The sequence below is a fragment of the Rhodanobacter sp. B05 genome, from assembly GCF_002001085.1.
Taxonomy (GTDB): domain Bacteria; phylum Pseudomonadota; class Gammaproteobacteria; order Xanthomonadales; family Rhodanobacteraceae; genus Rhodanobacter.
Genome location: NZ_MUNU01000016.1, coordinates 67,804 through 87,579, shown reverse-complemented (window position 1 = coordinate 87,579; position 19,776 = coordinate 67,804). Strand labels below are relative to the sequence as shown.

The window sequence follows — 19,776 nt, the reverse complement described above, 5'->3', positions numbered from 1 at the left end:
TCGGCCACCCAGGAGCTAGTCATGAACATCCGGATTCGTTATGTCGTGCTTGGTCTCGCGTTTGCCGCCGCCACCCTGCCGGCGGCCGCCGCCGGCACCGGCCAGTTCAAGGATCTGCTGAACAAGGTCAAGTCGTCGACGCACGGTTCGAACTCATCTCTCGGCAGCGGCCTGCCTGACAGCGACATCGCCTCCGGCCTCAAGGAGGCGCTGGCCAAGGGCACCACCAACGCGATCAACAGCCTGGGCCGTGACGGCGGCTTCTGGAACAACCCGAAGGTGCGCATTCCGCTGCCGGGCAAGGTTGAACAGGCGGCCAAACTGGCGCGCAAGCTCGGCCAGGGCGCCAAGGTGGATGCGTTCGAACTGAGCATGAACCGCGCCGCGGAAAAGGCGGTACCGCAGGTGGCGCAGATCTTCGGCGACGCGATCCGCAAGATGAGCTTGAGCGACGCGCGCGGCATCCTCACCGGCGGCGATCACGCGGCCACCGATTATTTCCGCCGCGTGGCCGGCGATGCGCTGACTGCGCGCATCCATCCGATCGTGGTCAAGGCCACCGACAGCGTCGGGGTCACCCAGAAGTACAAGTCGTTCACCGCCGGCAGCAGTGGTGGCGAGCTGGGTGGCATGCTGGGCAAGTTCGGTGGCGGCAAGTCGAACAAGGGCGGCAGCTCGCTGGACCTGGACAACTACGTGACCGAAAAGACCATCGATGGCCTGTTCACCGAAATCGGCGCCGAGGAGCAATCGATCCGCACCAACCCCGGCGCGCGCACCACCGACCTGCTGAAGAAGGTGTTCGGCGGCCATTGAACCCGTGTTGAACCCGCTTGCGGGTTCAACAAAATCAACACGACGCTCTGGCTCTGTGTTTTTGCAGTTGAACGCTGAAGCACGTGGCTTGCATTGGCCTGCATCGACCCTAAATTACCGGGAGATGGCGATTCCACGTCGAGGCTTATAGATGATCCGCGACATCCTGAAAATGGGCGACCCCCGCTTGCTGCGCATCGCGCCGCAGGTGCCGGCGGCGATGTTCGGCAGCACCGAACTCGACACGCTGATCGCCGACATGTTCGAGACCATGCACGATGCCGGCGGCGTGGGCCTGGCCGCACCGCAGATCGGCGTCGACCTGCAACTGGTGATCTTCGGCTTCGAGCATTCGGAGCGCTACCCGGAGGCACCGGAAGTGCCGCAGACGATCCTGCTCAACCCGGTGATCACGCCCCTCTCGCAGGACATGGAGGAGGGCTGGGAAGGTTGTCTCTCGGTGCCTGGCCTGCGCGGGGCGGTGAGCCGGTATTCGCTGATCCGTTACGAGGGCGTCGGCCCGCGCGGCGAGCGGATCGAGCGCACGGCGGAAGGCTTCCACGCCCGCGTGGTGCAGCACGAGTGCGATCATCTGATCGGCCGGCTGTACCCTTCGCGCATCACCGATTTCAGCAAGTTCGGGTATACCGAGGTGCTTTTTCCGGGGCAAGAGATCGGAGACGAGTGATGCGCGCGATCTGGCATGGCACGGTGCTCGCCGAGAGCGACGATACCGTGGTGGTGGAGCGTAACCATTATTTTCCCGTCGACTCGTTGCGGCGCGAGCATTTCCGGGACAGCGATCATCACAGCACCTGTCCCTGGAAGGGACTGGCCAGCTATTACGACGTGGTCGTGGACGATGCAGTGAACGCGAACGCCGCCTGGTATTACCCGCAGCCCAAAGAGGCGGCGAAGGAGATCAGGGCGCGCGTGGCGTTCTGGAAGGGCGTCGAGGTCACCGCTTGAATCGGTCGCCGTTGCGTTGCGCGCCGATGGAACGGCCATGCCGCTGCCATGCCTGTCGGGATCACGCCCGCAGCGGACATGGTCATCGCGCCTGACCCTCGCCACGATACGCGCAACCCCGGCATCGATCTGCTGCGGGGCCTGGCGATCGTGCTGGTGGTGTTCAACCACCTTGGCTTGCGCATTCCGTTGAAGCAGACCGCCTTGGCCGACGTGCTGCCGGCCTGGTTTCTGAGCCGCTTGAACTACAACGGCTATGAGGCCGTGTTCGTGTTCTTCGTGATCTCGGGGTTCCTGATCGCGGGCAATGCGCTGCGCCGCTGGGGCGGCCTCGAGCGGATTGACATGCGCACGTTTTACGCGCGGCGCTTCGCGCGCATCGTGCCCTGCCTGCTGGCGCTGGTTGGCCTGCTCAGCGTGCTGCATCTGCTGGCCGTGCCGGATTACACGATCAGCCGCCCCGGCCAGTCCCTGCCGGGTGCGATCTGGTCCGCCATCGGTCTGCATCTGAACTGGTACGAGGGGCGCACCGGTTATCTGCCGGGGAACTGGGACGTGCTGTGGTCGCTGTCGATCGAGGAAGTGTTCTACATCGGCTTTCCGCTGGTTTGTCTGCTGACGCGCCGGCGCTGGGTGCTGGTGCCGCTGCTGGCCCTGCTCGCGCTGTCGATGCCGTGGACGCACGCTGCCTTGAGCGGCAACGAGATCTGGCAGGAGAAGGCCTACCTGCCGGGAATGTCGGCGATTGCGATCGGCGTGCTCGGTGCGTTGCTGGCGGCGCGCGCGGCCACGCTTGCGCCACGCACGGTCCGCCTGCTGGGATGGTTGGGGGCGATCGGTCTCACGGCAGCCACCATCGACGGGGCGGTGATGTGGCAGCAGCTGCGCGACGGATACATGCTGTTGCTGGCGTTGTCGGCGCTGTGCCTGCTGCTGGCCTGCGAGCAACGCCAGCGGCGTGGTCCATGGCAGGCGTGGCACGGCCTGGACTGGCTGCGTTCGTGGGGGCGCCTGAGCTACGAGGTCTACCTCAGCCACATGTTCGTGGTGTTCGCGGTGGTGCGGCTGTTCAAGCTCGCGGGCGGCGACATGCGGCTGGGTTTTCTCTGGTATCTGCTGACGCTGCCGCTGTGCTGGTTGCTCGGCGCGATGGTGGAACGCTGGCTGTCTGCACCATGCGAACGCTGGCTGCGTGCCAGGCTGTCCGGCGCCCGGGACAAATCCCGGGTGCTGACGACGTCCGTGGCGGATTGAGCCCAACGCGCAGTCCATGGCTGCGCGTTGGGCCGATGCTTGTCGTCAGTGCTTCTGCGCCTGCGCGGCCTTGGCCGCCGATGCCGCGTCATCGAGTTGCCAGGCTGGCTTGTTCGTCCCGTCGTAGTTCAGCATCGCGCGCGGCAGGCCGTCCTTGCCGTTGATCTGGATGTGGGCGCTGTTGGCATCGGTGCCCAATTCAATCGCCGTGTCCTTCGCCCTGGGATCGCCATAGTTGATGATCATTCCGGCAAAACCCTCCTTGTCATCGACCATCATGCCGATCGCATCATAAGGGGGGGTGGCCCGGTCCAGCGCGACACCGACGCGGCCCATGCCCAGGAAGCCCATGCCGCCGCGCTCATTGCCTTTCGTGTCGTACAGCGTCATGCCGTAACCGTCGCCACCATTGTGTCGCGGGTAGCTCTTGCCGCCAATGAATGGCGCCGGCATCTGCCCGACGGCGAGCCGGTCCGCGCCGGTTGCACCAAGGAAGATGATGCCGTCGGAGCGATCGTCCTTGCGGGTTCGGTCCGTGCTGGCCGGCACCGGTGCGCCGATCAGGATGCGGTCGTGCCCTTGCGCGTCGGTGATCACCAGGCCTTGTGCGCGGAGAATCGTGTTCGGCTTGCCTGGCGCATCCGGCTTGCGCAGCAGGGATACGGCAGCCAGCGCAACCACCGCCAGCAGGGCGATGATCACCAGGATGCGCAAGCGGCCTACTTCCCGTTGCAGGCGGTTCCAGTCTTCCATGCGGACATCGGTCTGTGCGGACATGCGTTGTCTTCCTTTCGCGGTTGGGGATGCTGCGCCGGGCCATCGCGACGTGACATGTTGCGGACAGGTACGCAGACCTTGAAGGTTACAACGGTCGCGGGCGCTGCCGCACGCGGAAACATCGGATAACAGGCAATGGCGTAGAGTGGGACCGGGGCGGAATCCCGCTCGGGAGAAATTCGGTGAAGAAAGAAGATGAGACACACATGCAGATCGTCTCGGCGGATATCAGCTCGGAGTCGCTGACCGGCATGGTGATCTTCCGGCCGCATTGCGTGTCGCGCGCGGGGCGCAACGTGGCGGAAGCGGGCAAGAGCGGCAACTGGTATGCCTTGCGCCCGGCCGAGGTGCGTAGTTTTGCGCGCGCCTTGCTCGATGCCGCGGATGCGCTCGATCTGAAAACGAAGATGCAGCACGCGGCGAAGTCCGCCGCAGTGTGACCGTTGCGCCGGCGACCTGCCGGCGCATGATCCTCTCAGCCGTGCCGATGACGATTGATGGTGTCGCGCAATTCGTTGGCGGCGGCACGCGCGGCCAGCGCGAAGTCGTCGCCATGTCCGGCGTAGAGGATCGCTCGTGACGAGCTGATCATCAGGCCCGTGCCGGCGGCCGTGCGGCCATGGCGCAGCACCGCTTCCACGTCGCCGCCCTGGGCACCGATGCCGGGCACCAGCAGCGGCATGTCGCCGACCACGGCGCGCACCTTGCCAAGTTCTTCGGGCCATGTTGCTCCGGTGACCAGGGCGCAGTTGCCGTTGCCGTTCCAGTCGCGCGCGATGGTTTCGGCCACGCGCAGGTACAGCGGCTGGCCGCCGCAATCCAGCGCCTGGAAATCCGCACCGCCGGGATTGGAGGTGCGACAGAGCAGGATCACGCCCTTGTCGGCACGATCGAGGAACGGCTGGATCGAGTCGCGGCCGAGGTACGGATTCAGCGTGACTGCGTCGGCCTGGTAGCGCTCGAAGACCTCGGTCGCGTAGTGCTGCGCCGTGCTGCCGATGTCGCCGCGCTTGGCGTCGAGGATTACCGGCACATCGGGATGCTTCGCGTGGATGTGCGCGATCAACCGTTCCAGCGCCTCTTCGGCGCGCAGCGCGGCGAAGTGCGCGATCTGCGGCTTGAACGCGCAGGCGAGGTCGGCGGTGGCGTCGACGATGGCGGCGCAGAACGCGAACACCGCGTCGGGTGTGTCGCGCAGGTGGGAGGGAAATTTCGCCGGTTCCGGATCGAGGCCCACGCAGACCAGCGAGTCGTGGTTCTTCCAGGCCTGTTGCAGGGATTGCATGAAGTGCATCGGAATCTCCATGGGTCCATTCCCTTCTCCCTTCGGCGACTGAAAGGAGTCCCCTTGTGGGTGAGAAGGTGCCCCGAAGGGGCGGATGAGGGTACGAGCGAAGCGAAGGTTGGACTTTGCAACGGATATCAAGATACCGCTCCGGCCGAACCCTCACCCCAACCCCTCTCCCGGAGGGAGAGGGGCTCAAGCGGCGTTACGCCAGCTTCTTGTACTTCACCCGGTGCGGCCGCGCGCCTTCCTCGCCGAGGCGGCGCTTCTTGTCGGCCTCGTACTCGTTGTAGTTGCCGGGGAAGAACTCGACGTGCGAGTCGCCTTCGAACGCGATGATGTGGGTGGCGATGCGGTCGAGGAACCAGCGGTCATGCGAGATCACGATGGCGCTGCCGGGGAACTCCAGCAGCGCGTCTTCCAGCGCGCGCAGGGTTTCCACGTCGAGATCGTTGGACGGCTCATCGAGCAGCAGCACGTTGCCGCCCTGCAGCAGGGTCTTGGCCATGTGCAGGCGGCCACGCTCACCGCCGGACAGGCTGCCGACGATCTTCTGCTGGTCGGTGCCCTTGAAGTTGAAGCGGCCGATGTAGGCGCGCGACTGGATCTCGAAGCTGCCGATGGTGAGGATGTCCGAACCGCCGGACACTTCCTGCCACACGTTGTTCTTCGGGTCGAGCGCGTCGCGCGACTGGTCGACGTAGGCCAGCTTGGTGGTGTGGCCCAGCTTCACCTCGCCCGAGTCGGGCGTTTCCTTGCCCATGATCATCTTCATCAGGGTGGATTTGCCGGCGCCGTTGGGGCCGATCACGCCGATGATGGCACCCGGCGGCACCTTGAACGACAGGTCCTCGATCAGCACGCGGTCGCCGAACGACTTGGTCACGTTCTGGAACTCGATCACTTCCTGGCCCAGGCGCTCGCCCGGCGGGATGAAGATCTCGTTGGTCTCGTTGCGGCGCTGGTAGTCGACCGAGTTCAGTTCCTCGAAGCGGGCCAGGCGGGCCTTGCCCTTGGACTGGCGGCCCTTGGCGGCCGAACGCACCCACTCCAGTTCCTTCGCGATCGCCTTCTGGCGCGACTTCTCGGTGTTGGCTTCCTGCTTCAGGCGGGCGTCTTTCTGCTCCAGCCATTCGGTGTAGTTGCCCTTCCACGGAATGCCGCGGCCGCGATCGAGTTCGAGGATCCACTCGGCGGCGTTGTCGAGGAAGTAGCGGTCATGGGTGACCGCGACCACGGTGCCGGGATAGTCGTGCAGGAATTTCTCCAGCCAGTCCACCGATTCGGCGTCCAGATGGTTGGTCGGTTCGTCCAGCAGCAGCATGTCGGGCTTGGACAGCAGCAGGCGGCACAGCGCCACGCGGCGCTTCTCGCCACCGGATAGCGGGCCGATGACCGCGTCCCACGGTGGCAGGCGCAGCGCATCGGCGGCCACTTCCAGCTGGCGCTCCAGCGCATGGGCGTCGTTGGCGGCCAGCAGGTTTTCCAGTTTTTCCTGTTCCTTGGCCAGCTTGTCGAAATCCGCACCGTCCTCGGCATAGGCGGCGTAGACCTCTTCCAGCCGCTTCTGCGCATCGAGGATTTCCGAGACGCCTTCCTCGACCACGTCGCGCACGGTCTTTGCCGGGTTCAGGTCCGGCTCCTGTGCCAGGTAGCCGATCTTGGTGCCCGGCTGCGCGCGCGCCTCGCCCTGGAAGTCGGTGTCCACGCCGGCCATGATCCGCAGCACGGTGGACTTGCCCGCGCCGTTGACGCCGAGCAGGCCGATCTTGGCGCCGGGGAAGAAGCTGAGCGAGATGTCCTTGATGATCTGGCGCTTCGGCGGGACGATCTTGCTGACCCCGTTCATGGTGAAGATGTACTGCGAACTCATGCAACCTCCGAAGGCGGGCGCCGCGCCGCCTGCAAGGTCGGCACGGAAAGGGGAATTCGTCAAACCGCACATTATAGCGGCTTGTGGCGTCGTACCGATGCCGCTGCCCGGAACGGCCAGGCGGTGGCTGCAAAGGCCCGGCAGCGCTACACTTTCCGGCTAAACCCGCACCCCACCTGCCGAGGCCAGAATGTTCCCGAAGAACTGCACGATTGCCGGTTACGACGACGAGCTGGCCAAGGCCATCGCGGACGAGGGCCAGCGCCAGGAAGACCACGTCGAGCTGATCGCCTCGGAGAACTACGCCAGCCCGCGGGTGATGGAAGCGCAGGGCTCCAAGCTCACCAACAAGTACGCCGAGGGTTATCCGGGCAAGCGCTACTACGGCGGCTGCGAGTACGTGGACGTGGCCGAGAAGCTGGCGATCGAGCGGCTGAAGCAGCTGTTCGACTGCGACTACGCCAACGTGCAGCCGCATTCGGGCTCGCAGGCCAACCAGGCCGTGTATCTGGCCTTGCTGCAGCCGGGCGACACCATCCTCGGCATGTCGCTGGCGCATGGCGGCCATCTCACCCACGGCGCCAAGGTCAATATTTCCGGCAAACTGTTCCACGCAGTGCAGTACGGCGTCGACGAGCACGGCCTGATCGATTATGACGAAGTGCAGCGGCTGGCCACCGAGCACCAGCCGAAGATGCTGGTCGGCGGCTTCAGCGCCTACTCGCAAGTGGTCGACTGGGCGCGCATGCGCCAGATCGCCGATTCGGTCGGCGCGATCTTCTTCGTCGACATGGCTCACGTCGCCGGGCTGGTCGCCGCCGGCGTGTACCCCAGCCCGCTGCCGCATGCGCACGTGGTCACCTCGACCACCCACAAGACCCTGCGCGGTCCGCGCGGCGGCCTCATCGCGGCCAAGGGAGCCGGCGAGGAGATCGAGAAGAAGCTGCAATCGATCGTGTTCCCCGGCATCCAGGGCGGTCCGCTGATGCACGTGATCGCGGCCAAGGCGGTGGCGTTCAAGGAAGCACTGGAGCCGGGATTCAAGACGTACCAGGCGCAGGTCGTGAAGAACGCCAAGGCGATGGCGAAAACCTTCATCCAGCGCGGCTACAAGATCGTCTCCGGCGGCACCGAGAACCACCTGATGCTGGTCGACATGATCGGCAAGGAAGTCACCGGCAAGGCGGCCGAGGAAGCACTCGGCAACGCGCACATCACGGTCAACAAGAACGCTGTGCCGAACGACCCGCGCAAGCCCTTCGTCACTTCCGGCCTGCGCATCGGCACGCCTGCCGTCACCACCCGCGGCTATCTGGAAGCCGATTGCATCGAGCTGACCAACTGGATCTGCGACGTGCTGGATGCGCCGGGTGACGAGGTGGTGATTGCCCGCGTGCGCGATGCGGTGACGGCGCAGTGCAAGAAATTCCCGGTGTATGGCTGAGATGCCGGGATTCGGGATTGGGGATTCGGGATTCGGAAGAGCCTGGGTCTCCGCGAGCTCGTGCTTTTCCCGAATCCCGAATCTCCAATCCCGAATCCCGGCTCCATAGATGCATTGCCCCTTCTGCCAGCACGAAGACACCCGCGTGATCGACTCGCGCCTGACCGAGGACGGGTCGAGCGTGCGGCGTCGGCGCGAGTGCCCGCAGTGCGGCGAGCGTTTCAACACCTACGAAACCGCCGAGCTGAAGTTGCCGACGGTGGTGAAGAGCGGCGAGCGGCGCGAGGTGTTCGACGAACGCAAGCTCAGGGTGAGTTTCGAGCGCGCGCTGCAGAAGCGGCCGGTGGCCAGCCACGACGTCGACAGCTCGGTGCGCACGATCGTCAACGACCTGCGCAAGAGCGGCGAGCGCGAAGTGCCGTCGCGCCAGGTCGGCGAGCTGGTGATGCGCGAGCTGAAGAATCTGGATCAGGTGGCCTACGTGCGCTTCGCCTCGGTCTATCGCAAGTTCGAGGACGTGCACGCGTTCCGCGAGGAGATCGAGAAGCTGGAGCGCGATCTGCCCGGGCTGTCCGAACTGCAGCTGCCACTGCTCGGTGGCGGCAAGCGCGGCAAGTGAGCGCCGGCCGGTTCGCATGGTGAGCCTCGACCGCCTCCGCGAACTTGCCATGCGATTGCCGCAGGCGGAGGAGCTCGACCACTTCGGTACGCCATCGTTCCGCGTGCGCGGCAAGATCTTCGCCCAGTTCTCGCGCGGCAGCAGCGATGCCATTTTCAAGTTCTCCCTCGATGAACTCGATGTGCTGCGCATGTCCGCCGGCGACCTGTTCGTACCCGACCCGAGTTGGGGCAAGCATGGTTGGACGCATGTGCGCATCGCGGAGATGGACGAGGCCTGGGTGGATCAGTTGCTGCGCGATGCATGGCGTCGGGTGACGCCGAAGAAAATGCATGGCGAGCTGGAGGATGGCGAGTGAGCGAAGCGGTTTTTTCGGCGATCGATCATCTGCACATGGCTCACGCGCTGCGCCTGGCCGAGCGCGGGCTGTTCACGACCCAGCCCAATCCGCGCGTCGGTTGCGTGATCGCGCTGGGTGACCAGGTCGTGGGCACGGGGTTCCATGCGCGTGTCGGCGAGCCACACGCGGAGGTGTACGCCTTGCGCGCGGCGGGCGAGGGTGCGCGAGGAGCCACCGCTTACGTGACGCTGGAGCCCTGCGCGCATCAGGGCCGCACGCCGCCTTGCGCCGATGCGCTGATCGCCGCGGGTATCCGGCGCGTGGTGATTGCCAGCGAGGATCCATTTCCGCAGGTCAACGGCCGCGGTATCGGCAAGTTGCGTGCGGCAGGTGTCATGGTCGAGGCAGGCCTGATGCGCGAGGCGGCACGCGAACTCAACGCGGGGTTTTTCAGCCGGATCGAGCGCGGTCGTCCGTTCGTGCGGGTGAAGCTGGCGATGAGCCTGGACGGGCGCACCGCGCTGGCCAACGGCGAATCGAAGTGGATCACCGGTGAGGCGGCGCGTGCCGACGTGCAGCGCTGGCGCGCGCGCAGCTCGGCGATTCTCGGCGGCAGCGGCACCGTACTGGCCGACGATCCGCGGTTCACCGTGCGGCTGCCGCAGGACGAGGAGTTCATGCCGCCGTTGCGCGTGATCCTCGATCGCCAGTTGCGCACGCCGGCCGGCAGCCACGTGCTGGATGGCTCGATGCCGACCCTGCTGCTGCATGGCGCGGCAGCATCGTGCGCCGACCAGCGCTTTACGCGGGTCGAGCGGGTCGCGCTGGCGACGCACGACGAAGCCCTGGATTTGCGCGCGGTGCTGGCCCTGCTGGCCGGCCGCGGCTGCAACGAAGTCCATGTCGAGGCCGGTCCGACGTTGTGCGGAGCCTTGTTCGCCGCCGGCCTGGTCGACGAACTACTGCTCTACGTCGCGCCGTTGCTGCTCGGTGACGGCGCGCGCCCACTGCTGCATTTGCCCACGCTCAATGACATGGCCCGGCGCTGGCAGTTGCAGATGGTCGACCAGCGCATGCTGGGCCGGGACATCCGTCTGCGCCTGCGGCCGAACTGACTGCATCGCACCTCTCCAGGAAGTCTCGAATAACTGCCTTCTCTGGTCATGCCCGCGACTTTCGACAGCCGAATGGCTGGTCAAGCGCACTGCCACCTGCACTATTTCCAGACGGGCTCTGCCGCGAGCGGCCGTTGAATATTCCGCCCGTGCACACCGCTCCGAAAACACCCCCAACCGTCATTCCGGCGAAGGCCGGAATCGCTTTTCAACAGCGAAGCCGGTCATCCGCTTTAGCGAAGCGGGTCATCGCTTTTCAATAACGAAGCAAGTCATCGCATTTTCGCGAGGCAGCATCCGGTGATACCGCGGGAGTGCGATTCCGGCCTACGCCGGAATGACGATATGGGGGCGACTGCCTCAATGCAGGCAAGCGGGAAAGTGCGGCAATGCGGCGATGTCGCGCGGATCGTGCTGGATTACCACCCGCGCATGCGCCCGCGCGGCGATCGCTTCGAACCGGTCCATCGACGCCAGCGTGGCGGCACGGTCGACGTTGATCCTGGGCACGCGCCGCAATCGGCGGGCTTCATCGCTGTGATAGAGGTCACCACTGAGCAGCACCACACCGGCGTGCGGCAGGCGCAGCTGCAGTGCCTGATGGCCGGGCGTGTGGCCGGGGAGTAACAGCAATTCCACGCTGCCGTCGCCGAAGACGTCGGTGTCGCCATCGACGAGGCGGATCCTTGCATTCCGGTAGGCGCTGACCGGCGCCAGTGATTCGAACGGCGGCGGCGTGGCGCTGGTCGCGGCGGCCAGCTCCCGGCGCTGCAAGATCCAGGTGGCGTGGCGGAACAGGTTGGCGTTGCCGGTGTGGTCGATGTGCCAGTGCGAGAACGCCAGGTAGTCGATATCGGACGGTTTCAGGCCCAGTGTCTTCAGCTGGTCGACCAGCTTGACCCGCACGCTGCCATGGATGCCGGGGGCAAAATCGATGCCGTTCGGGCGGTCGGCGATGGCGTCGCCCAGGCCGGTCTCCCACAGCAGGATGCCTTTCGGGTGGCGGATCAGGAAGCACGGCACCGACATCGTGCCAGGCCTGCCGTCCAGCGCGCCGCTGTCGTCGAACATGCCCATGTCGCGCGCGTCGATGCGGCCGCAGTCGAACACGTACAGGCGGATATCGGCCGGTGCGCCGGCGGCGTGGACGAACGTGGCGAGTGCCACCAGCAGCATGGACAGCAGGCCGCGCGTGACGCGGGACAGGGAAAGGATGATGCGCATCGGCGGCTCTCAGCGGTTGAAGTCGATGGCGAGCTTGCCGAAGTGGCGGCCGGCGACGAGGTGCTCGAACGCCTCGCGCAGTTCGGTGAAACCGTAGACGTGGTCGATCACCGGTTCCAGGCCCGTGGCCTCGATGGCGGCGACCATGCGCTCGTGCGCTTCCAGCGGTGCCACCGAAATGCCCTGCAGGCGCACGCGCTTGAGCACCACCGGGGTCAGCGGCAGCGTCGCCTCGTTGCCGCCGAGCCAGCCGAGGATGGCGACGAAACCGTGCATGCGCACCGCCTCCAGCGACTGCGCCAGGGTGGCCGCGCCGATCGTCTCGACCACCACGTCCACGCCTGCGCCGCCGCTCGCCTCGCGCACCAGCGCACCCCACTGCGGGTGGATCCTGCAGTTGATGCCGATGTCGGCACCCAGCGCCTTCGCGCGTTCCAGCTTGTCGTCGCTGGACGACAGCACGATCGCCCGCGCTCCGCGCAGCTTGGCGAATTGCAACGCGAACAGCGACACGCCGCCGGTGCCCAGCAGCAGCACGGTCTGGCCGGTGGTGACGTGCGCTTGCTCCAGTACCTGCCAGGCGGTAAGCGCAGCAATCGGCAGCGTGGCCGCCTGCACGGCGGAGAGGTGGGCCGGTGCGCGCGCCAGCGAATACTGGTCGAAGCAGGCCAGTTCGCGCATCACGCCCGGCTCGGGGCCGCCGATCTCGGCGCCTTCCCATTCCGGCCGCATCGCGCCGGCGATCCAGCGCGACTTGTAGAACGTGGTGACGCGGTCGCCGGGCTTGAAACGGATGACGTCTGCGCCGACCTCCAGCACCGTGCCGGCGCCGTCGGACACCGGCGCGATCGGCAACGGCACGCCGCGATAGAGATCGCCGTTGACTACCATGTGGTCGCGGTAATTGAGCGAGGCCGCCTCCATCCGCACCAGCACCTCGTGGGGGCCGGGACGCGGGGCGGGCAGGTCGACCAGATCGAGATGATCGAGGCCGAACGCGGAAAGCTGGATGGCACGCATGGCATGACTCCTTGAAAATTGGAATGGAGGATTGGAATGCGGGCATGGTCGCGCCGCGGAGACTCGGTGATAATCCACACGAATGGGCAATCTTCTGTTCCTTCAATGAATCAATCTTTCGACCTCACGCCGACCCGCCTGCGCGAACTGCGCGCGTTCGCCGCTGCTGCGCGGCGGCTCAACTTTTCGCGGGCGGCGCTGGAGGTCGGCTGCACGCCGTCGGTGCTGAGCCGGCGCATCGCGACGCTGGAGGAGGCCGTGGGCGCGCGGCTGTTCCTGCGCACCACGCGGCGCATGGCGCTGACCGCGCGCGGCGAGCAGTTGCTGGCGCAGTGGCAGCGCATGGAAACGGTGATGGCCGAACTGGCGGCCGACCTGCGACCGACGGATGGCGGACTGTCCGGCCACCTGTGCGTGCACTTGCCCGGTAGCTTCGGCCGTCATCGCGTGGCGCCGCTGCTGGCCGGCTTCATGCGCGAATACCCCGGGGTACGCGTCGAGACGGTATACGACGACATCTATGTCGACATGGTGACCGGCAGGGTCGACCTGGCCCTGCGGCTGGGGCGATTGGCCGATGTGCAACTGGTGGCGCACCGGGTGGGCACGATGCGCGTGTTTCCCTGCGCCTCGCCCGACTATCTGGCCTCGGCGCCGCCGCTGCACGACCCGGCCGAACTGAAGGCGCACCGCTGCATCACCTTCAGCGGCTATCGCCGCGGCACGTTGTGGTCGTTCAGCCGGCAGCGCCAGCAGCGCGCGGTGCGCATCGAGCCGGTGCTCACCTGCAACGACGCGCAGGCCATTCGCGACGCCGTGCTGGCCGGGGTCGGGGTCGGATTGCAGGGCGACTACATGGCCGACGCGCTGGTCGCGGAGAGGCGGCTGGTCGACCTGTTCCCTGACTGGAAGCTGCCGTCCTTCCCGATCCACCTGCTGTGGCTGCCTGGTGCGGATCGTACGCCGGCACTGCGCGCGCTGATCGACCATCTGGCCCAGGGGCTGGCCACGTGAGCGTTCCGGCCGTGATCGTGCACATGAAAACGCTGCTTCCCCGTGGCGCCGCCGGGTTCTCCCGGCGATGGTGCTAGACTTCCGCCGCCGGTGGTCCGGCATTGCACGACGTCTTCAGGGCGGGGCGAAATTCCCCACCGGCGGTAGGCCTTCCAAGGCGAGCCCGCGAGCGCTTCCGGCCATGCCGGAAGGTCAGCAGATCCGGTCGAATGCCGGAGCCGACGGTTGGAAGCGGGCGACCGCTTCCTCACAGTCCGGATAAAGAGAAGACGGCAGGGCGGGCGCTTCACGGCGCGCGCCTGGCCTCATGCCTTGAGGCGTACTCGCTCAACTTCATGCGGGATACGTTTCATGAAAGCCATCCATCCGCGGCACCGCATCGCCCTCCATCCGGAGGTGCACTGATGTTCACCGGCATCATTCAGACCGTAGGCCGTATCGTGCGGCTCGAACCGCGCGGCGGCGACGTGCGTCTGCACGTCGATACCGCTGATCTCGATCTCGCCGACGTGCAGCTCGGCGACTCGATCGCCGTCTCCGGCGTGTGCCTCACCGCGATCACGCTGGAGCCGCGCGGCTTCAGTGCCGATGTTTCCAACGAGACGCTGTCGCTGACCTCGCTCGGCCAGCTGAAGGCGGGCGACCCGGTGAACCTGGAAAAGGCGCTGCGCCTGTCTGACCGGCTCGGCGGGCATCTGGTCTCCGGCCACGTCGACGGCCTTGGCAAGGTGGCGTCGATCACGCCCGACGGTCGCTCGCAGCGCTGGACGTTCGAGGTGCCGGCGGCAATCACGCGCTACATCGCCGCGAAAGGCTCGGTCTGCATCGACGGCACCAGCCTCACCGTCAACGAAGTCGCCGGGTCACGATTCGGCGTCAACCTGATCCCGCATACGGTCGAGCACACGGCATTCCACGCGCGCCGCGTGGGTGATGCGGTGAACATCGAGGTGGATGTGGTGGCGCGCTATATCGAACGGCTGCTGTCCAGTGGCGAGACACCGCGGCTGGACGAGGCGTTTCTCAAGCAGCACGGCTTCGCCTGATTGTGATTGAACCCCTCTCCCATCGGGAGAGGGGTAGGGGTGAGGGTCCGGGCTGGCCCGAACATCTCGCTCCGCCCGAACCCTCATCCGCCCCTGCGGGGCACCTTCTCCCAAGGGGAGAAGGGATCAAACGACCCGGACACTCACATGCCCTTCAACACCATTCCCGAAATCCTCGAAGACATTCGCGCCGGCCGCATGGTCGTGATCCTCGACGACGAGGACCGCGAGAACGAGGGCGACCTGATCATGGCCGCCGAGAAAGTGCGCGCCGAGGACATCAACTTCATGGTGCGCGAGGCGCGCGGCCTGGTCTGCGTCACGCTGACCGAGCAGCGCACGCGCCAGCTCGGCCTGCGCCCGATGGTCAGCGACAACACCTCGTCGTACCACACCAACTTCACCGTCTCGATCGAGGCGGCCGTAGGCGTCACCACCGGCATCTCGGCGCATGACCGCGCGCGCACGATCCAGGTGGCGGTGAAGGTGGATGCGAAGCCGCAGGACCTGGCCCAGCCTGGCCATATCTTCCCGTTGACCGCGCAGCCGGGCGGTGTGCTCACCCGCGCCGGCCACACCGAGGCCGGCTGCGACCTGGCCGCGCTGGCCGGGCTGGAACCGTCGGCGGTGCTGATCGAAGTGCTGCATGAAGACGGCTCGATGGCGCGTCGGCCCGAGCTGGAAATCTTCGCGGCCAAGCACGGCCTGAAGATCGGCTCGATCGCCGACCTGATCCGCTACCGGCTGGAAACCGAGAAGACCGTGCAGCGCGTGCACGAGGAAGACGTGCAGACCGAGTTCGGCACGTTCCGGCTGGTGGCCTATCGCGACGTGATCCGTCGCGGCCTGCATTTCGCCCTGGTGCGCGGCGCGGTCGACGACGGTGCGCCGGTGCTGTCGCGCGTGCACGTGCGCAACACCTTGTCCGATGTGCTGCACCTCAAGCGCGACGACCTCGGCCTCACCGTGACTTCGGCATTGCGCCGCATCGCTGACGAGGGTCGCGGCGTGTTGCTGGTGCTGTCCGGCGAGGACACGCCTGAGGCCTTGCTGGCACGGCTGCAGGGCCAGCCCAGTACGCAGGCGCCGGAGGATGCGCAGCAGCAGGAGTGGCGTCAGCTTGGCCTGGGGGCCCAGATCCTCGGTGACCTTGGCGTGCACCAGCTGCGTGTGCTGGGTACGCCGCGCAAGCTGGTGGGCCTGGGTGGCTTCGGGCTGGAGGTGGTCGAGTACGTGTGAATGAAAGGGCGGGACGGTTCACCGGTCGGATCAGGCGCAGGCGGGGGCCGGCTCGCGCACGCGCAGGGTGAACAGGCCGGCCAGCAGCAGGCTGGCTCCGCCCAGACCCAGCGCATAGATGGGCTGGTTGTGGAAGCACAGGCGCAGCAGCAGGCCGAGCACACTGGCTGCCATCAATTGCGGGATCACGATGAAGAAATTGAAGATGCCCATGTAGACGCCCATCTTCTGCGCCGGCAGGTTATCCGACAGCATCGCGTAGGGCAGCGACAGGATCGAGGCCCAGGCCACGCCCACGCCGACCATCGACAGCAGCAGCCAGTCGGGATCGCGAATGAACAGGAACGAGAGCAGCCCCGCGCCGCCCAGCCACAGATTGACCAGGTGGCTCCAGCGAAGGCCGATGCGGCGCACCAGCAACGGGATCACAATCGCCGCCAGCGCGGCGAAGCCGTTGTAGGCGCCCATCAGCACGCCGACCCAGTTGGCACCCGTGTTGTAGGCGACCGAATGCGGATCGCTGCTGCCGAACTGCACGGCGGTCACCGCCGGCGTGGTGAAGATCCACATCGCGAACAGCGCGAACCACGAGAAGAACTGCACGATCGCGAGCCGACGCATCGCGTCCGGCATGCTGTACAGATCGCCCATCACCTGGCGCAACATGCCCTGGCTGTGGCTGAAGGCGAGCCAGGCGAACAGCGCGCCAAATGCCAGCAGGCCGCCGGCGAGTACGTACAGCTCTTTTTCCAGGCCGAAGTGGCGAATGGCGAGCAGTACCAGCAGGCCGACGGCGAGCAGCAGCAGGCCGGGTCGCCAGGCGCGCGAGCTGTCGATCGGCAGCGGTTCGGCCGCGTCGTCGAAATCGCGCAATTGCTCGGGTGGGTATTCGCGGGTGGAAAGCACGGTCCACAGCACCGTGCCCATCAACATCAAGCCTCCGGCATAGAACGCATATTTGACGGTGTCCGGAATGGCACCGTCGGGCGCGACGTTGCTGAAACCTGCCTTGGTCAGCATCCACGGCATCAGCGAAGCGACTACCGCGCCGACGCCGATGAACACACTTTGCATCGAGAAGCCGAGCGGGCGCTGGTGTTCCGGCAGCTGGTCGCCCACGAACGCGCGAAACGGCTCCATCGACACGTTGAACGAGGCGTCCATGATCCACAGCAGGCCGGCCGCGACCCAGAGTGCGGGCGAGTTGGGCATCGCCAGCAGGGCCAGCGTGGCCAGGATCGCGCCGGCCAGGAAATACGGGCGCCGGCGGCCCAGCCGATTCCAGGTGCGATCCGAGTAGTGGCCGATGATCGGTTGCACGATCAATCCGGTGAGCGGCGCGGCCACCCACAGGATCGGGATGTCGTTCACGTTGGCACCCAGCGTCTGGAAGATCCGGCTGACGTTGGCGTTCTGCAGCGCAAAGCCGAACTGGATCCCCAGGAAACCGAAGCACATGTTCCAGATCTGCCAGAACGACAGCTCGGGTTTTCTGCTCATGGTGTCGGAGTTCCCGTCGCCAGTGGCGCAATCCGCAGGTCGTCGACGTCGGCCTGGTTCAGCGGCCCGTCGATGCCGCCGGCACCGCCCGTGTAGTGCGCGAAGTGTTGCAGGTAACTCATGTTGAAACCGTCCTCCAGCGCGAACGTGCAGCGGGCGTTGGCGCTGGCGGTGAACTCGGCATAAGTCGATTGCTGCGTGCCCACGCTGTGCGGCATGACCAGCGGCACGCGCTGCGCGGCGCCGCCGTCGCAGCCGATCGCCAGCCATTTCACCGCGGCGGTGACGCCGGTGTTGATCGGGCCGTTCGCATTGCGGTAGTCCACCCATACGCGATAGCTGCCGCCGGCCGGCGCGACCCAGTGGCGCGGCCAGCCGCCGCTGACCTTGTCGGTTGCGCCGACGCAGGTGGCCGGGCTGGGCAGGGACTCCAGGCCGTGCCCATCGACGCGCGTGGCGCGCACGCAAGTGAGGCCGCCGATACGCGGCAGCGTGCCGTTGCCATCGATCACACTGGCGCGCCGACCGTTGACATAAAGCTGAAGCTTGCCGTCGCCCTTGACGGTCCAGTGGTCGCCATCGTCCGCTAGCGTCGGCGCCGTCGGCGCGACGGGGGCGTACAGCGGTGCGCCGGTGCGCAGAGGCGCCGCGTCCACCTGTACCGCCTTCAGCACCACGGTGGTCTGCTTGCCCTGGGTGGCGGCGTGATCGGCGATCAGCAGGTTGCCGTGGCGCCGTGTAGGCAGTTTCAGCGTGATCTGGCGATCGGGCAAGTTCAACGTGATCGCGCTGCGCTTGCCGAACAGCATCGGCACCAGCGCGGTGGGCAGTTTCGGTTGCACGCGGCCGTCTTCTTCAAGGCCGAACACGCCTTCGGTCACCACGTCCAGATACGCCGCCACCGACCACAGCTGGCGCGGCGAATTGACCACCGGGCCACTGAGCTTGCCGTCATCGACATGCTGGCCCTGGGTCAGCAGTTCGTAGTTTTCCATGTTGGAGCCGTACAGCGCCGCGCCGCGCAGCACCGATTCGATCTCGTGAGCGATGCGTACGGGGTCGTTGACCGTGCGCGCAGCGCGCAGCGCGTAGGCGCTGACGAACGGCCAGATCGCGCGATTGTGGTAGATCGGCTGGTCGCTGCGTTCGGGCCACATCACCGGGCTGCCGGCCGGCCAGGTCGGATAGTTCGCCAGTGTCTGGTGTGCGCGCTCGCCATCGGCCACGCCACTAATGACGGCCAGCGAGATGCCGAGCAGGTCGTAGGTGTCCACCGGAGTGCCGTCGCCGCCGATGTAGCTCATGTACATGCCGCGATCGGCGCGCCAGAAATGTGCGTTGATGGCCTGCTTCAAGGCAGCTGCCTGCGCGTGGTAATCCGTTGCAGCGGCGGTTTCGTGACGCGCCCCGGCCAGCTTGGCGGCGAGTTGCAGCGCCTGGTAGTGCAGCACGTTGGTGGACAGGGCGAACGATTGCCCGATGAAGCTCACGTTGTCCGCGGTCCAGGCCGGGTAGCTCTGTTCGCGCCAGTCCATGAAGGACGTCTCGCCGTGATACAGGCCGAGCCTTGCGTCGAACGCGTATTGCCGATCCTGCGCCAGGGTGTCGCGCAAGGCCGTCCACACCTTGCCGGCAAACGCCGGGTCGCCCAGCAGATGCTGCGCACCGAGGAACCACACCACCCGATCCGTGCTGATCGGCCAGCTGCCGCCGGAGCCGGTGTCCTGCATCACGTACAGCCCTTGCGGCGCGGACGGCACGCGCACGTCGGACAGCTTGAACTCCAGGCCGTTGCGCGCACGCTGCGCATCGAATCGCCACAGGCCCAGGTCGACCGAGTAGGACAGGTCGCGGGTCCACACGTAGGGCCACTTCAGGCCGGTCTCGAAGCAGTGGCAGGGAATCGGCGCGCCATGATCGAACGCGCCGTCGCGGATCGCCTTCACCGAGTCCTGTCGCAAGTCGTCCTGTGCCACCGCGTACAAGCCGTTGAACAGCACACTGGCGGTATCGACCTGCAGCGGCTGCGGCGGAATCACCCGCTGCCCGAACGGCCACGCCAGCGTGTAGGCATCCTCGGCGTCGCGCTGGATGCTCACATGCACGCCGTGCCAGTCGAGGCCGTCATTCCAGGCCGGTGCGTCGAGCGGCGCACTGGCCACGGCGGCCACCAGCAACAGGCTCATCATGGCGCAGGCACGCAGAGGTGAAGGCGGGTCATGGGGGTCATGCGATGGATTC

General features: G+C 66.4%; 19 protein-coding genes and 1 riboswitch. Of the genes, 12 read left to right on the top strand and 7 right to left on the bottom strand.

The genetic code is table 11. From position 1 onward, the window contains the following. Positions 1 to 21: 21 nt before the first annotated feature. The 4 genes from B0E47_RS11110 (at position 22) to B0E47_RS11095 (ending at position 3,039) form a co-directional block, all read left to right on the top strand. Positions 22 to 816: a DUF4197 domain-containing protein gene (locus tag B0E47_RS11110; RefSeq protein ID WP_077514328.1), complete on the top strand. Its 795-nt coding sequence runs from the start codon at positions 22 to 24 to the stop codon at positions 814 to 816. Positions 817 to 967: 151 nt separating this feature from the next. After that, a complete protein-coding gene (gene def / locus B0E47_RS11105) occupies positions 968 to 1,504 on the top strand; it encodes a peptide deformylase (protein ID WP_077514327.1) in 537 nt (178 codons plus the stop codon). Then, on the top strand, positions 1,504 to 1,785 hold the full coding sequence (locus B0E47_RS11100) for a DUF427 domain-containing protein (protein ID WP_174566980.1): 282 nt from the start codon (positions 1,504 to 1,506) through the stop codon (positions 1,783 to 1,785). The genes def and B0E47_RS11100 overlap by 1 nt, the downstream gene beginning before the upstream one ends. 78 nt (positions 1,786 to 1,863) lie before the next feature. Then, a complete protein-coding gene (locus tag B0E47_RS11095; protein ID WP_077514325.1) occupies positions 1,864 to 3,039 on the top strand; it encodes an acyltransferase in 1,176 nt (391 codons plus the stop codon). Between the two features lie 45 nt (positions 3,040 to 3,084). Here the strand turns inward: B0E47_RS11095 and B0E47_RS11090 are convergent, their stop codons facing one another. Then, the gene (locus tag B0E47_RS11090) at positions 3,085 to 3,816 is read right to left on the bottom strand and encodes a hypothetical protein (protein ID WP_077514324.1); all 732 of its coding nucleotides are present in this window, start codon (positions 3,814 to 3,816) and stop codon (positions 3,085 to 3,087) included. Between the two features lie 206 nt (positions 3,817 to 4,022). Between B0E47_RS11090 and B0E47_RS11085 the strand changes: the two genes are divergently transcribed. Continuing rightward, the gene (locus tag B0E47_RS11085) at positions 4,023 to 4,256 is read left to right on the top strand and encodes a hypothetical protein (protein ID WP_077514323.1); all 234 of its coding nucleotides are present in this window, start codon (positions 4,023 to 4,025) and stop codon (positions 4,254 to 4,256) included. Positions 4,257 to 4,291: 35 nt separating this feature from the next. Here B0E47_RS11085 and pyrF read toward each other — a convergent pair whose 3' ends face one another. Beyond that, positions 4,292 to 5,110, bottom strand: a complete 819-nt coding sequence (pyrF, locus tag B0E47_RS11080) for an orotidine-5'-phosphate decarboxylase (RefSeq protein WP_077514401.1) — start codon at positions 5,108 to 5,110, stop codon at positions 4,292 to 4,294. Positions 5,111 to 5,306: 196 nt separating this feature from the next. Next, a complete protein-coding gene (gene ettA / locus B0E47_RS11075) occupies positions 5,307 to 6,974 on the bottom strand; it encodes an energy-dependent translational throttle protein EttA (RefSeq protein ID WP_077514322.1) in 1,668 nt (555 codons plus the stop codon). A gap of 190 nt (positions 6,975 to 7,164) precedes the next feature. On the opposite strand from ettA, the gene glyA reads away from it, so the two are divergent. The 4 genes from glyA (at position 7,165) to ribD (ending at position 10,492) form a co-directional block, all read left to right on the top strand. Continuing rightward, positions 7,165 to 8,418, top strand: coding sequence for a serine hydroxymethyltransferase (glyA, locus tag B0E47_RS11070; RefSeq protein ID WP_077514321.1), 1,254 nt, complete (start codon positions 7,165 to 7,167; stop codon positions 8,416 to 8,418). Between the two features lie 109 nt (positions 8,419 to 8,527). After that, positions 8,528 to 9,037 carry a transcriptional regulator NrdR gene (gene nrdR / locus B0E47_RS11065; RefSeq protein ID WP_077514320.1) on the top strand — a complete coding sequence of 170 codons (510 nt, stop codon included), beginning with the start codon at positions 8,528 to 8,530 and terminating at the stop codon, positions 9,035 to 9,037. Positions 9,038 to 9,086: 49 nt separating this feature from the next. Continuing rightward, complete coding sequence (locus B0E47_RS11060) at positions 9,087 to 9,395, top strand: MmcQ/YjbR family DNA-binding protein (protein WP_168171058.1); 309 nt, start codon at positions 9,087 to 9,089, stop codon at positions 9,393 to 9,395. A gap of 35 nt (positions 9,396 to 9,430) precedes the next feature. Further along, positions 9,431 to 10,492, top strand: coding sequence for a bifunctional diaminohydroxyphosphoribosylaminopyrimidine deaminase/5-amino-6-(5-phosphoribosylamino)uracil reductase RibD (ribD, locus tag B0E47_RS11055; RefSeq protein ID WP_077514400.1), 1,062 nt, complete (start codon positions 9,431 to 9,433; stop codon positions 10,490 to 10,492). A 360-nt stretch (positions 10,493 to 10,852) separates the two neighbouring features. On the opposite strand, the gene B0E47_RS11050 is transcribed toward ribD, so the two are convergent. Further along, positions 10,853 to 11,716: an N-acyl homoserine lactonase family protein gene (locus B0E47_RS11050; RefSeq protein ID WP_077514318.1), complete on the bottom strand. Its 864-nt coding sequence runs from the start codon at positions 11,714 to 11,716 to the stop codon at positions 10,853 to 10,855. Positions 11,717 to 11,725: 9 nt separating this feature from the next. Further along, on the bottom strand, positions 11,726 to 12,736 hold the full coding sequence (locus B0E47_RS11045) for an NAD(P)-dependent alcohol dehydrogenase (RefSeq protein ID WP_077514317.1): 1,011 nt from the start codon (positions 12,734 to 12,736) through the stop codon (positions 11,726 to 11,728). Between the two features lie 105 nt (positions 12,737 to 12,841). Between B0E47_RS11045 and B0E47_RS11040 the strand changes: the two genes are divergently transcribed. The 3 genes from B0E47_RS11040 (at position 12,842) to ribB (ending at position 16,035) form a co-directional block, all read left to right on the top strand. Beyond that, positions 12,842 to 13,750 carry a LysR family transcriptional regulator gene (locus tag B0E47_RS11040; RefSeq protein ID WP_077514316.1) on the top strand — a complete coding sequence of 303 codons (909 nt, stop codon included), beginning with the start codon at positions 12,842 to 12,844 and terminating at the stop codon, positions 13,748 to 13,750. A 106-nt stretch (positions 13,751 to 13,856) separates the two neighbouring features. After that, a riboswitch (FMN riboswitch) is annotated at positions 13,857 to 14,025 on the top strand. Between the two features lie 129 nt (positions 14,026 to 14,154). After that, complete coding sequence (locus tag B0E47_RS11035) at positions 14,155 to 14,796, top strand: riboflavin synthase (protein WP_077514315.1); 642 nt, start codon at positions 14,155 to 14,157, stop codon at positions 14,794 to 14,796. Between the two features lie 147 nt (positions 14,797 to 14,943). After that, positions 14,944 to 16,035 carry a 3,4-dihydroxy-2-butanone-4-phosphate synthase gene (ribB, locus tag B0E47_RS11030; protein ID WP_077514314.1) on the top strand — a complete coding sequence of 364 codons (1,092 nt, stop codon included), beginning with the start codon at positions 14,944 to 14,946 and terminating at the stop codon, positions 16,033 to 16,035. 30 nt (positions 16,036 to 16,065) lie between these two features. Here the strand turns inward: ribB and B0E47_RS11025 are convergent, their stop codons facing one another. Both B0E47_RS11025 and B0E47_RS11020 read right to left on the bottom strand, forming a co-directional pair. Next, entirely contained in the window at positions 16,066 to 17,535 is a 1,470-nt protein-coding gene (locus tag B0E47_RS11025) for an MFS transporter (RefSeq protein WP_077514313.1), read from the bottom strand. After that, a complete protein-coding gene (locus B0E47_RS11020; RefSeq protein ID WP_077514312.1) occupies positions 17,532 to 19,724 on the bottom strand; it encodes a Six-hairpin glycosidase-like protein in 2,193 nt (730 codons plus the stop codon). Before B0E47_RS11020 ends, B0E47_RS11025 begins: the two co-directional genes overlap by 4 nt. Positions 19,725 to 19,776: the final 52 nt, after the last annotated feature.